The sequence below is a fragment of the Pseudomonas sp. 1 genome (assembly GCF_056626735.1).
Window position 1 is genome coordinate 37,804 of the sequence record NZ_JBWXMQ010000006.1, and the last position, 11,761, is coordinate 49,564.

Consider the following 11,761-nt stretch of genomic DNA (forward strand, 5'->3'; position numbering starts at 1 on the left):
GGTGTTTCCCCTCGGATTAGAGTCAGGCCTTCTGGCTGTGCAGGTTTTTCATCGCACGGTTCCATTCACCGGCGAGGATATCCGGCAGCACGCCGAGGGCAAAGTCGATGCTGGCATCGAGTTTTTCCTGTTCGGCGCGAGGCGCACGACCCAGGACGAAATTTGAAACCATACTGGCAACGCCCGGGTGGCCGATGCCAAGCCGCAGGCGGTGGAACGTATTCTGATTGCCCAATTGCGCAATGATGTCGCGCAACCCGTTGTGACCGCCATGACCGCCGCCAACCTTGAGTTTGGCGACGCCCGGAGGCAGATCGAGTTCGTCGTGCGCCACCAGGATTTCTTCAGGCTTGATGCGGAAGAAACCGGCGAGTGCCGCCACGGCCTGGCCGCTGCGGTTCATGTAGGTGGTGGGAATCAGCAGACGAACATCCTGACCCTGATGCGAAAAGCGCCCGGTCAGGCCGAAATACTTGCGATCGGCCACGAGATTCACGTTCTGTGCGTGGGCGATGCGCTCAACAAAAAGGGCCCCTGCGTTATGCCGGGTCTGTTCGTATTCAGCGCCTGGATTTCCCAGGCCAACGATCAGTTTGATGGCAGTCACGATAGGGGCCCTTCCTTTGAGTGGTGGATAACATCGCCGCAATCCGTGAAGGCGGCGAAAGTGGACGAAAAATGCTCATTTACCATGGATGTAAACTCCGCGTTCCCGCCCGCTTTCTCGCTACGTTCCAGTCCGCGATGTTACCTGCTCACTCAGGCATGACAGAGTGAATTACTCTGCTGCGCCTTCTTCGGTAGCTTCTGGAGCAACACGTGGAGCGTGGACGTTGGCAACAGCCTTGTCATCGCCGTGTGCCAGAGCAACGAACTCGACACCTTTAGGAGCTTTGAGGTCCGACAGGTGAACGATGGTGCCGATTTCAGCGTCAGCCAGATCGACTTCGATGAACTCAGGCAGATCTTTTGGCAGGCAGGAAACTTCGATCTCGGCAATAACGTGCGAGATTTCGCCGCCTTTCTTCACTGGAGCAGCTTCGTTGATGAAGTGCACAGGAACGATAGCGGTCAGTTTCTGGCCAGCTACAACGCGTACGAAGTCAGCGTGCATCACGTGGCCTTTGGCCGGGTGACGCTGCAGAGCCTTGATGATCACGTTTTGCTTGGTGCCACCAACGTTCAGTTCGATAACGTGGCTGTAGGCAGCTTCGTTTTCGAGCAGTTTGGCAACTTCTTTGGCCAGCATGCTGATGGATTCAGGGGCTTTGTCGCCACCGTAAACAACAGCTGGAACCAGGTTGGCGAGACGACGCAGGCGGCGGCTCGCACCTTTCCCCAGGTCGGAACGCAGTTCAGCATTCAAAGTAAAATCGTTCATTTTGTATCTCCAAAATAGCCATGACCGAGTGGCGTTTGCGACCAGCGCCGAACACGGTATGGGCAAAAAAGCCCCGCCCCGGCAGGAATGCCGGGGCGGGGCGCTTTTCGTCAACGAGACATTTCGAGAAGGGCAGGGCCCTTAACGGAACATCGCGCTGATCGATTCTTCATTGCTGATGCGGCGAACCGCTTCGGCAACAACCGGTGCGATATCCAGTTGACGGATACGTGCACAGGCTTGTGCTGCAGCGGACAGCGGGATGGTGTTAGTGACCACCAGCTCGTCCAGCACGGAATTTTCGATGTTCTCGATGGCCCGACCCGACAGCACAGGGTGTGTGCAGTAGGCAAAGACCTTGGCTGCGCCATGCTCTTTCAGGGCCTTGGCCGCATGGCACAGAGTGCCGGCGGTATCGACCATGTCATCGACCAGGATGCAGGTACGCCCTTCGACATCACCGATGATATGCATCACTTCAGAGTGATTGGCTTTCTCACGGCGTTTGTCGATGATCCCGAGATCCACGCCCAGGGATTTGGCAACGGCACGTGCACGCACGACGCCACCAATGTCCGGGGACACGATCATCAGGTTCTCGAAGCGCTGATCTTCGATGTCATCCACCAGAACCGGGGAGCCGTAGATGTTATCTACCGGAATATCGAAGAAACCCTGAATCTGGTCAGCATGCAGATCAACCGTGAGAACACGGTCGATGCCGACTACGGTGAGCATGTCAGCAACGACTTTCGCGCTGATAGCCACACGTGCGGAACGCGGACGGCGATCCTGACGGGCATAGCCAAAATAAGGAATAACAGCAGTGATACGAGTAGCCGAGGAGCGGCGGAAGGCATCAGCCATCACTACCAGTTCCATCAGGTTGTCGTTGGTCGGAGCGCAAGTCGGCTGAATAATGAAGACGTCTTTACCGCGAACGTTTTCATTGATCTCGGCTGTAATTTCGCCGTCGGAGAATTTACCGACAGAGATGTCACCGAGAGGGATATGCAGCTGACGTACTACACGCCGAGCCAGATCGGGGTTAGCGTTCCCCGTAAAGACCATCATCTTGGACACGCGCAGTACCTGAAGGCTGAGGGTATACCTGGATGAGTATAGGAAAATGGCAGGGGCGGCTGGATTCGAACCAACGCATGGCAGGATCAAAACCTGCTGCCTTACCGCTTGGCGACGCCCCTGTATCTGTTGCTTGCAAGTGCCGGGCACTTGGTTCCTTTAGAGCAGACTTTGCAGCTTGCGATGCAACATCGAAACGTTGCTTCCTTTTGCTACAAACCCTGTAAGGGTCTCTGTCAGAAGGGCCGAGACTTTATCAGCTTCAGCTTTGCTTGGGAAGCCCCCAAACACACAACTTCCAGTTCCGGTGAGTTTTGCTTCAGTAAAATTACCTAGCAAATTCAATGCGTTACGTACTTCTGGATAACGCCTTGCGACCACCGGCAAGCAGTCATTTCGACTGTTTCCCTCGGGAACGGGGCGCACTTTAATGGGCGGCGTGTTACGTGTCAACAATGGATCTGAAAAAATTTCTGCCGTACTAACAGAGACTTGCGGAACGAGTACGACGTACCACGGTTCGGCAGGCTCGACCGGGGTCAGTTTCTCGCCAACACCTTCGGCAAAAGCCGCATGGCCACGCACGAACACCGGCACGTCGGCGCCCAGCGTCAGGCCCAGTGCAGCCAGGCGATCTTCATCCCAGCCCAATTGCCACAAATGATTGAGCCCGAGCAGGGTGGTGGCCGCGTTCGAGCTGCCGCCACCGATGCCGCCGCCCATCGGCAGGATCTTGTCGATCCAGATATCGATGCCGAGCGAGCAGCCGGATTGCTCCTGAAGTTTTTTCGCCGCGCGCACGATCAGGTTGCTGTCGTGGGGAACACCCTCGAATTCGGTGTGCAGGCGAATCACGCCATCGTCACGCACGGCGAAGGTGATTTCGTCGCCGTAGTCGAGAAATTGAAAAAGCGTCTGCAACTCGTGATAACCGTCTTCACGGCGACCGAGTATGTGCAGCATCAGGTTGAGTTTGGCTGGCGATGGCAAAGTGAGGCGTGGAGCGGTCATGCGTTATTGCCCCAACTTGCGCGGTTGCCAGGTCTTGATGACCAGCGTCACGTCCAGATCGGCGCCGTGCAGCTTGATCCGCTCGGGCAGCCAGTAACCATTCTGTTCGGCATAGCTGAGGTATTCGACCTGCCAGCCATCCTGATCCAGATTGGCCAGACGACTGTTTCCGTCCAGGGTCAGGCGGCTTTTGCTGTCCGGTGCCGGGAGGCCGCGAACCCACCAGGCCAGATGCGAGACCGGCAGTTTCCAGCCCAGTTGTTCCTCGACCAGCGCTTCCGGCGTCGGTGCTTCATAACGGCCCTGATTCGCCACTTCCAGCGACACCGCGCCCGGACGGCCGGTCAAGCGCGCCGCGCCACGACCCAGCGGGCCGGACAGACGGATGTCGTAGTAATCCTGACGTTGCAGCCAGAACAGCGTGCCGCTGCCCGAATCTTTCGGGGCGCGGATGCCGATCTTGCCGTCGATCTGCCAGCCATCAAGGCCGGTCAATTGCTGTTTGTGCTCGCGCCATTGGCCAGGATTGCCGTGGCCTTCGACCGATTCACGGGCGCCGAAGCCCGCGCAACCGGCGAGCAGGGCGATGAAGCTGAAAACTATGACGTGGCGCAAAAACATGAGTTAAAGAGTCTCGGATCCGGTCAGGCGCTTGATGGTGCTGCGCAGGATGGTGCTGTCAGGCTGGTCCTTGAGGAACTTGCCCCAGATTTGTTTCGCTTCGCGCTGCTTGCCCTTAGTCCACAGCACTTCGCCCAGGTGCGCGGCGACTTCGTGATCGGGGAAGCGTTCGAGGGCCTGACGCAAGTATTTCTCGGCGTCTTCCAGATTGCCCATGCGGAAGTTCACCCAGCCGAGGCTGTCGAGCACCGCCGGGTCTTCCGGGTTGATCTGGTGGGCCTGCTCGATCAGCGCCTTGGCTTCAGCGTAGCGGGTGGTGCGGTCGGACAGGGTGTAGCCGAGGGCGTTGAGGGCCATGGCGTTGTCCGGATCGCGCTTGATGATCAGGCGCAGGTCTTTTTCCATCTGCGCCAGGTCATTGCGTTTTTCCGCCTGCATCGCGCGGGTGTAAAGCAGATTCAGATCGTCCGGGTACTGCTGCAACGCTTGTTGCAGGACTTTCCAGGCCTTGTCGCCCTGATTGTTGGCGGACAGGGTTTCGGCTTCGATCAGATACAGCTGGATTGCGTAATCCGGCTGTTCGTCACGCTCGGCGGCCAGTTTGCTCTGGGCTTCGGCGGTCTTGCCGTTGTTCATCAGAATATCGGCCTGACGCAATTGCGCCGGCAGATAGTCGTTGCCGGGGCCAACCTGGGCGTACTCGATGAGCGCGCCTTGCGGGTCGTTGCGTTCTTCGGCGATGCGCCCCAGGTTCAGGTGCGCCGAATCGACATGACTTTCCCGGGCGATCAGGTCTTCCAGATAACCCTTGGCCTCGTCCCAGGCCTTGGCTTCCAGGCAGACCAGCGCCAGCGAGTAACGCAGTTCGTCGTCTTCCGGGTATTGCTGAACCAGGGTGGAGAACTCGACCTTGGCGTCGTCCATCCGGTCCTGTTCCACCAGCATCCGTGCGTAGGTCAGGCGCAGGCGCTTGTCGTCCGGATACTTCTTGATGCTCTTTTGCAGCAGTGGCAGCGCTTCGTCGCCGCGGTTGAGCCCTTGCAGCAGGCGTGCGCGCAGCAGGATCGGGGCGATCTCGCCGTCTTCCGGCGGATTGTCTTCGAGCAGGGTCAGCGCGCCTTGGGTGTCGCCGTCCTGCTGCATCAGCAGGGCCTTGCCGAAAATCAGCTGATTGTTGTTCGGGTGACGCTGCAACAGGCGGTCGAAACTTTTCATCAGACCGTTGCGGGTTTCCTGATCGGTGTCGGCGGCCGATAGCGCGAGGAAGTCGAAATGGGTGTCGCCCTTGCCCTGCAGGACTTTCTCCATATAGACCATCGAGTCGTCATAGCGCCCGGCGCGGGCCAGTTGCACGGCGGCTGCGCGTTGCGCTTCGAGGTCGTCCGGGGCGTTTTTCGCCCAGATCAGCGCCGTATCGAGGGCCGGCTGGTCGGCGCCCAGGTACTCGGCGATGCGGAACGCGCGCTCGGAAACGCCTGGATCTTGGGTGTTGATGGCCTGGGTCACGTAGTTGTCCAGGGCAATGTCGAAACGATTGCGCTGGCCGGCGAGTTCGGCAGTCAGCAGGCTGAACACCGTTTCCTGGCTGAACGAGCTGTAAACCTTGGGCTTTTCAGGAGCCGGCGTGGTGTCTTCGACCGGTGAGGCACCGTCCTGCGAAACGGGGGCCAAGGCCTGGCAGCCGCTGAGGAAGACAAAAGCGAGGAGCAACGCGGAAGATCTATTCATATAGGAAGAGGACGACTAACCTGCGGTCGGATCATCATGACACAAGCCTTCGGCCAAACATAACCGAGTCTCGATTGTGGCCATTACAGGGGCCGACAATTGGGACAATAGTCAGCGGTAGTTGTTCTGAATCTGACGAAGTAGGACAATTGCCGGCTTCACGTCACCATCAGCGACCTTGAATGGCCTTCCTTGCACTCGGTATCAACCACAAGACTGCTTCAGTAGACGTCCGCGAGCGCGTGGCCTTTACCCCTGAGCAGCTGGTGGAGGCCTTGCAGCAGCTCTGCCGACTCACCGACAGCCGCGAAGCTGCGATCCTCTCCACCTGCAATCGCAGCGAGCTGTATATAGAACAGGATCAGCTTTCGGCCGATATCGTGCTGCGCTGGCTGGCCGACTATCACCATTTAAGCCTCGATGAGCTGCGCGCGAGTGCTTATGTGCACGAAGATGATGCGGCAGTTCGTCACATGATGCGCGTCGCCTCCGGGCTCGACTCGCTGGTGCTGGGCGAGCCGCAGATTCTCGGCCAGATGAAATCGGCCTACGCCGTGGCCCGCGAGGCCGGCACCATCGGGCCGCTGCTCGGGCGTCTGTTCCAGGCGACCTTCAATGCCGCCAAACAAGTGCGTACCGACACCGCCATCGGCGAAAACCCGGTGTCCGTGGCGTTCGCCGCGGTCAGCCTGGCCAAACAGATTTTCAGCGACCTGCAGCGCAGCCAGGCCCTGCTGATCGGCGCCGGCGAGACCATCACCCTGGTCGCCCGCCATCTGCATGACCTCGGGGTCAAGCGCATCGTGGTCGCCAACCGGACGCTGGAACGCGCCAGCCTGCTGGCCGAGCAGTTCGGTGCCCACGCGGTGTTGCTCTCGGACATCCCGGCCGAACTGGTGCGCAGCGACATCGTGATCAGTTCTACCGCCAGTCAGTTGCCGATCCTCGGTAAAGGCGCTGTGGAAAGCGCGCTGAAGCTGCGCAAGCACAAGCCGATCTTCATGGTCGACATCGCCGTTCCCCGTGACATCGAGCCAGAAGTCGGCGAGCTCGACGACGTTTACCTCTATAGCGTCGACGATCTGCACGAAGTGGTCGCCGAAAACCTCAAGAGCCGACAGGGTGCAGCCCAGGCCGCCGAGGAGATGGTCTCGGTCGGTGCCGACGACTTCATGGTGCGTCTGCGCGAGCTGGCAGCGGTCGATGTGCTCAAGGCCTATCGTCAACAGAGCGAACGCCTGCGCGACGAGGAGCTGCAAAAGGCCCTGCGCCTGCTGGCCAACGGCGGCAACGCCGAAGACGTGCTCGGGCAATTGGCCCGTGGCCTGACCAACAAACTCCTGCACGCCCCGAGCGTACAGTTGAAAAAGCTTTCTGCCGAAGGCCGCCTCGATGCGCTGGCCATGGCTCAGGAACTCTTTGCCCTCGAGGGCTCACCGGATAGCTTTTCGGATAAAAAACCGCAATGAAAGCGTCACTGCTCAATAAGCTGGACATCCTCCAGGACCGTTTCGAGGAACTGACCGCGCTGCTCGGCGACGCCGAAGTCATTTCCGACCAGGCCAAATTCCGCGCCTATTCCAAGGAATACGCCGAAGTCGAGCCGGTGGTCGAAGCCTATAAAAAGCTGCTCAGCGTACAAAGCGATCTTGAAGGCGCGCAGGCGCTGCTCAAGGACAGCGACCCGGACATGCGTGAAATGGCCGTGGAAGAAGTCCGCGAAGCCAAGGAACTGTTGATTACGCTGGAATCCGACCTGCAACGCATGCTGCTGCCCAAGGATCCCAACGACGGGCGCAACGTATTCCTCGAAATCCGCGCCGGCACCGGTGGCGACGAGGCGGCGATCTTCTCCGGCGACCTGTTCCGCATGTACTCGCGTTACGCTGAACGACGTGGCTGGCGCGTGGAAATTCTCTCGGAAAACGAAGGCGAACATGGCGGCTATAAAGAAGTCATTGCCCGGGTCGAGGGCGACAACGTCTACGGCAAGCTGAAGTTCGAGTCCGGCGCTCACCGCGTACAGCGCGTGCCGGCCACCGAATCCCAGGGCCGGATCCACACCTCGGCCTGCACCGTGGCGGTGCTGCCTGAGCCGGACGAGCAGGAAGCGATCGAGATCAACCCGGCGGACTTGCGCGTCGACACTTACCGTTCCTCCGGGGCCGGTGGTCAGCACGTCAACAAGACCGACTCGGCGATCCGCATCACTCACTTGCCGACCGGCATTGTGGTCGAGTGCCAGGAAGAACGTTCCCAGCACAAGAACCGTGCCCGGGCGATGGCCTGGCTGTCGGCCAAGCTCAACGACCAGCAGACCGCCGCGGCGGCCAACGCCATCGCCAGCGAACGTAAATTGCTGGTGGGTTCCGGTGACCGCTCCGAGCGTATCCGCACCTACAACTTTGCCCAGGGCCGGGTGACCGACCATCGCGTCAACCTGACCCTGTATTCCCTCGACGAAATCCTCGCCGGTGGCGTCGAAGCAGTGATCGAGCCGTTGCTGGCCGAATACCAGGCCGACCAGCTCGCAGCGATAGGTGAGTAAATGACCATCATCGCCAGCCTGTTGCGCGCCGCCGAACTGCCGGATTCGCCCACCGCGCGTCTGGACGCCGAACTGCTTCTGGCCGCCGCGCTGGGCAAGTCGCGCAGTTTTCTTCACACCTGGCCCGAGCGCATCGTGCCCAGCGAAGCCGCACTGGTCTTCGCCGAGTACCTGCAACGTCGTCGCAGTGGTGAGCCGGTGGCTTATATTCTGGGCCAGCAGGGTTTCTGGAAGCTCGATCTGGAAGTCGCCCCGCACACGCTGATCCCGCGCCCGGACACCGAACTGCTGGTGGAAGCCGCGCTGGAACTGCTGCCGGCAACCCCGGCCAAAGTGCTCGATCTGGGCACGGGCAGCGGGGCGATCGCCCTGGCCCTGGCCAGCGAGCGCCCGGCGTGGCAGGTCACCGCCGTGGATCGGGTGCTGGAAGCCGTGGCCCTGGCAGAGCGCAATCGCCAGCGCCTGCACCTGAACAACGCGACGGTACTGAGCAGTCACTGGTTCAGTGCCCTCGAAGGCAAGCGTTTCGAGTTGATCATCAGCAATCCGCCGTACATCCGCGCCGCCGATCCGCATCTGGTGGAAGGCGACGTGCGTTTCGAACCGGAAAGCGCCTTGGTGGCCGGCGTCGACGGGCTCGACGATCTGCGTCTGATCATCGCCCAGGCGCCAGCCCATCTGGAGGCCGGTGGCTGGCTGATGCTCGAACACGGCTATGATCAAGCCGAAGCCGTGCGCGATCTGCTGCTGACCCAAGGTTTCGAAGAAGTCCACAGCCGCACCGATCTGGGCGGCCATCAACGGATCAGCCTGGGGCGTTTGCCGTGCTGAATGATCAGGAATTGTTGCGCTACAGTCGGCAGATCCTGCTGCAACACATCGACATCGATGGTCAGTTGAAGCTCAAGGACAGTCGGGTGTTGATTGTCGGCCTCGGTGGTCTCGGTGCGCCGGTTGCCTTGTATCTGGCGGCGGCGGGTGTCGGTGAGTTGCACCTGGCGGATTTCGACACGGTCGACCTGACCAATCTGCAACGCCAGATCATCCACGACACCGACAGCGTTGGTATGACCAAGGTCGACTCGGCGCTCAAGCGCCTGAGCGCGATCAATCCCGAAATCAAACTGGTGCCCCATCGCCAGGCGCTGGACGAGGATTGCCTCGCCGCAGCCGTGGCGGCGGTGGACCTGGTGCTCGACTGCTCGGACAACTTCTCCACCCGCGAAGCGGTCAATGCCGCCTGCGTGGCCGCGCGCAGGCCTTTGGTCAGCGGCGCGGCGATTCGCCTCGAAGGACAGCTTTCGGTGTTCGACCCACGTCGCGCCGATAGCCCGTGCTACCACTGCCTGTACGGTCACGGCAGCGAAGCCGAACTGACTTGCAGCGAAGCCGGCGTGGTCGGGCCGCTGGTGGGTCTGGTCGGCAGCCTGCAAGCGCTGGAAGCCTTGAAGTTGCTGGCGGGGTTCGGCGAGCCGCTGGTGGGCCGTCTGCTGTTGATCGATGCATTGGGCTCGCGTTTCCGTGAGCTGCGGGTCAAGCGCGATCCCGGTTGCAGCGTCTGTGGTTCGCAGCATGCGTGAAGCGCCGATCGCCGTATTCGATTCCGGCGTCGGTGGTGTATCGGTGCTGGCGGAAATCCAGCACCTGCTGCCGAATGAATCGCTGCTGTACCTCGGCGACTGCGGCCATATTCCTTATGGCGAGAAAACCCCTGAATTCATCCGCCAGCGTTGCAGCGTGATGGCCGGTTTTTTCCGGGAGCAGGGCGCCAAGGCGCTGGTGATCGCCTGCAACACTGCGACCGTGGCCGGCGTCGCCGATCTGCGCCGGGATTTCCCCGAGTGGCCGATTGTCGGCATGGAGCCGGCGGTCAAACCGGCCGCTGCTGCCACTCGCAGCGGGGTGGTGGGGGTACTCGCCACCACGGGCACCTTGCAGAGTGCGAAATTTGCGGCGCTGCTCGACCGCTTCGCCACGGATGTGCGGGTCATCACTCAACCGTGCCCCGGACTGGTGGAGCTGATTGAAAGCGGCGATCTGCACAGTCCCCAGTTGCGAGCCTTGCTCAAGCACTACGTCGATCCACTTCTCGCCAACGGATGCGACACGATCATCCTGGGCTGCACCCACTATCCGTTTCTCAAACCGATGCTCAAGTCGATGATCCCCGAGAGCATCAGCCTGATCGATACGGGCGCGGCGGTAGCGCGGCAATTGCAACGGTTGCTGGCCGAGCGTGACCTGCTCGCCGAAGGGCCGAACCGGCCGGTCAGATTTTGGACCAGCGCCGACCCCGCGTCTTTGCGCAACACGCTGGTGCTGTTGGGGCAGGTCGCCGGCGAAGTCGAAAAATTCACCTTGTAAAAAAAATGTGAAATATCTAAAAAGTCAGCTGAACTTCTGACCAAGCGCAGATTTCTATAGCGCAGAGTGACCTAGAAAACCAAACGATCGTTCCGAAAAGGAAGTTTCAACGTGAAGCGACTATTCTGCTTGGCCGCGATTGCGGCTGCACTGATGGGGCAAAGTTTTACCGCACAAGCTGCTGGCGTCGAGTTTGCAGTGGGTGGTACCAGCGATTCGACGATGACTTATCGCCTGGGTATGAATTTCGATTGGGACAAAAGCTGGCTGCAAAGCGACGTCGGTCGTCTGACCGGTTACTGGAGTGGCGCCTACACCTACTGGGAAGGTGACAAGACCTCCAGCAACAACAGCCTTTCGTTCTCGCCGGTATTTGTGTACGAGTTCGCCGGTCAATCGGTCAAGCCGTATGTCGAGGCGGGGATCGGCGTGGCGCTGTTTTCCAACACCGAGTACGAAGACAACAAGCTCGGCGGTTCCTTCCAGTTCGAGGACCGTATCGGTTTCGGCCTGCGCTTCAATGGCGGGCATGAGGTGGGGATCCGTGCGACGCACTATTCCAACGCCGGTCTGAGCAGCGACAACGACGGGGTTGAAAGCTACGCACTGCATTACACGATGCCGCTGTAAACCTCGAAAGTTAAGCCCAGGAAAAAAGGAGCGCTCAGCGCTCCTTTTTTTTGTAATCAGCGATACGCCGTGGCAATACCCTGGCGTTCATCGATGCATTCCGGCGCGCCCATTTCAAACTCGCGGCAGATCAGCGGGCGCTTCTCGTAGATCGTGCACATCATCGTGTCGCGATCCAGCGCCGCGCACCAACCGTCGTCCAGACGCAGCATCACTTCACCACCCCAATCGTCGGTATCGATAAAACGCTCGGGTACGCCGGTGTCGGTGATCAGCATCACTTCGAGCTGACAACAGCAGGCTGCGCAGGTCGAGCAGGTGACCTCGGGCTCGGCGATTTGCCGATGGGGAATGGTTTTCATGGCGCCAGTGTACGGCAGTGACCGGCGACCGTG

The 11,761-nt window shown here is 60.1% G+C and carries 13 protein-coding genes and 1 tRNA gene; 6 read left to right on the forward strand and 8 right to left on the reverse strand.

Annotated features, from left to right (window positions below; translation table 11 throughout):
* Window positions 1–22: 22 nt before the first annotated feature.
* From pth to AC1MDC_RS10660, 7 genes are all read right to left on the reverse strand, one after another.
* Window positions 23–607, reverse strand: a complete 585-nt coding sequence (gene pth / locus AC1MDC_RS10630) for an aminoacyl-tRNA hydrolase (protein WP_007951726.1) — start codon at window positions 605–607, stop codon at window positions 23–25.
* A gap of 171 nt (window positions 608–778) precedes the next feature.
* Window positions 779–1,381, reverse strand: coding sequence for a 50S ribosomal protein L25/general stress protein Ctc (locus AC1MDC_RS10635; RefSeq protein ID WP_085700896.1), 603 nt, complete (start codon window positions 1,379–1,381; stop codon window positions 779–781).
* Between the two features lie 141 nt (window positions 1,382–1,522).
* Entirely contained in the window at window positions 1,523–2,464 is a 942-nt protein-coding gene (locus tag AC1MDC_RS10640; RefSeq protein ID WP_003171603.1) for a ribose-phosphate pyrophosphokinase, read from the reverse strand.
* A gap of 47 nt (window positions 2,465–2,511) precedes the next feature.
* Window positions 2,512–2,586, reverse strand: a tRNA-Gln gene (locus tag AC1MDC_RS10645).
* 37 nt (window positions 2,587–2,623) lie between these two features.
* Window positions 2,624–3,475, reverse strand: a complete 852-nt coding sequence (gene ispE / locus AC1MDC_RS10650) for a 4-(cytidine 5'-diphospho)-2-C-methyl-D-erythritol kinase (protein WP_085700895.1) — start codon at window positions 3,473–3,475, stop codon at window positions 2,624–2,626.
* A 3-nt stretch (window positions 3,476–3,478) separates the two neighbouring features.
* Window positions 3,479–4,096: a lipoprotein insertase outer membrane protein LolB gene (lolB, locus tag AC1MDC_RS10655; protein ID WP_085700894.1), complete on the reverse strand. Its 618-nt coding sequence runs from the start codon at window positions 4,094–4,096 to the stop codon at window positions 3,479–3,481.
* A 3-nt stretch (window positions 4,097–4,099) separates the two neighbouring features.
* The gene (locus tag AC1MDC_RS10660; protein WP_085701810.1) at window positions 4,100–5,824 is read right to left on the reverse strand and encodes a tetratricopeptide repeat protein; all 1,725 of its coding nucleotides are present in this window, start codon (window positions 5,822–5,824) and stop codon (window positions 4,100–4,102) included.
* A gap of 182 nt (window positions 5,825–6,006) precedes the next feature.
* Here AC1MDC_RS10660 and hemA point away from each other — a divergent pair, with 182 nt between their 5' ends.
* From hemA to AC1MDC_RS10690, 6 genes are all read left to right on the forward strand, one after another.
* Complete coding sequence (hemA, locus tag AC1MDC_RS10665; protein ID WP_085700892.1) at window positions 6,007–7,293, forward strand: glutamyl-tRNA reductase; 1,287 nt, start codon at window positions 6,007–6,009, stop codon at window positions 7,291–7,293.
* Window positions 7,290–8,372, forward strand: coding sequence for a peptide chain release factor 1 (gene prfA / locus AC1MDC_RS10670; protein ID WP_085700891.1), 1,083 nt, complete (start codon window positions 7,290–7,292; stop codon window positions 8,370–8,372). The genes hemA and prfA overlap by 4 nt, the downstream gene beginning before the upstream one ends.
* A complete protein-coding gene (gene prmC / locus AC1MDC_RS10675; protein ID WP_266200945.1) occupies window positions 8,373–9,203 on the forward strand; it encodes a peptide chain release factor N(5)-glutamine methyltransferase in 831 nt (276 codons plus the stop codon).
* Window positions 9,197–9,952 carry a molybdopterin-synthase adenylyltransferase MoeB gene (locus tag AC1MDC_RS10680; protein WP_227233531.1) on the forward strand — a complete coding sequence of 252 codons (756 nt, stop codon included), beginning with the start codon at window positions 9,197–9,199 and terminating at the stop codon, window positions 9,950–9,952. Before prmC ends, AC1MDC_RS10680 begins: the two co-directional genes overlap by 7 nt.
* Window positions 9,945–10,736 carry a glutamate racemase gene (gene murI, locus AC1MDC_RS10685; protein WP_480392980.1) on the forward strand — a complete coding sequence of 264 codons (792 nt, stop codon included), beginning with the start codon at window positions 9,945–9,947 and terminating at the stop codon, window positions 10,734–10,736. Before AC1MDC_RS10680 ends, murI begins: the two co-directional genes overlap by 8 nt.
* A gap of 111 nt (window positions 10,737–10,847) precedes the next feature.
* Window positions 10,848–11,366 (forward strand): acyloxyacyl hydrolase, encoded by a 519-nt coding sequence (locus AC1MDC_RS10690; RefSeq protein WP_085700887.1) that lies wholly within the window; start codon window positions 10,848–10,850, stop codon window positions 11,364–11,366.
* A 56-nt stretch (window positions 11,367–11,422) separates the two neighbouring features.
* Here AC1MDC_RS10690 and AC1MDC_RS10695 read toward each other — a convergent pair whose 3' ends face one another.
* Window positions 11,423–11,728, reverse strand: coding sequence for a YkgJ family cysteine cluster protein (locus tag AC1MDC_RS10695; RefSeq protein ID WP_007951707.1), 306 nt, complete (start codon window positions 11,726–11,728; stop codon window positions 11,423–11,425).
* Window positions 11,729–11,761: the final 33 nt, after the last annotated feature.

Bases quoted from the DNA above. Each gene is read 5' to 3' on its own strand.
- AC1MDC_RS10635 (WP_085700896.1), bottom strand. From the start codon at position 1,381: ATGAACGATTTTACTTTGAATGCTGAACTGCGTTCCGACCTGGGGAAA.
- ispE (WP_085700895.1), bottom strand. From the start codon at position 3,475: ATGACCGCTCCACGCCTCACTTTGCCATCGCCAGCCAAACTCAACCTG.
- lolB (WP_085700894.1), bottom strand. From the start codon at position 4,096: ATGTTTTTGCGCCACGTCATAGTTTTCAGCTTCATCGCCCTGCTCGCC.
- AC1MDC_RS10660 (WP_085701810.1), bottom strand. From the start codon at position 5,824: ATGAATAGATCTTCCGCGTTGCTCCTCGCTTTTGTCTTCCTCAGCGGC.
- hemA (WP_085700892.1), top strand. From the start codon at position 6,007: ATGGCCTTCCTTGCACTCGGTATCAACCACAAGACTGCTTCAGTAGAC.
- prfA (WP_085700891.1), top strand. From the start codon at position 7,290: ATGAAAGCGTCACTGCTCAATAAGCTGGACATCCTCCAGGACCGTTTC.
- prmC (WP_266200945.1), top strand. From the start codon at position 8,373: ATGACCATCATCGCCAGCCTGTTGCGCGCCGCCGAACTGCCGGATTCG.
- murI (WP_480392980.1), top strand. From the start codon at position 9,945: ATGCGTGAAGCGCCGATCGCCGTATTCGATTCCGGCGTCGGTGGTGTA.
- AC1MDC_RS10695 (WP_007951707.1), bottom strand. From the start codon at position 11,728: ATGAAAACCATTCCCCATCGGCAAATCGCCGAGCCCGAGGTCACCTGC.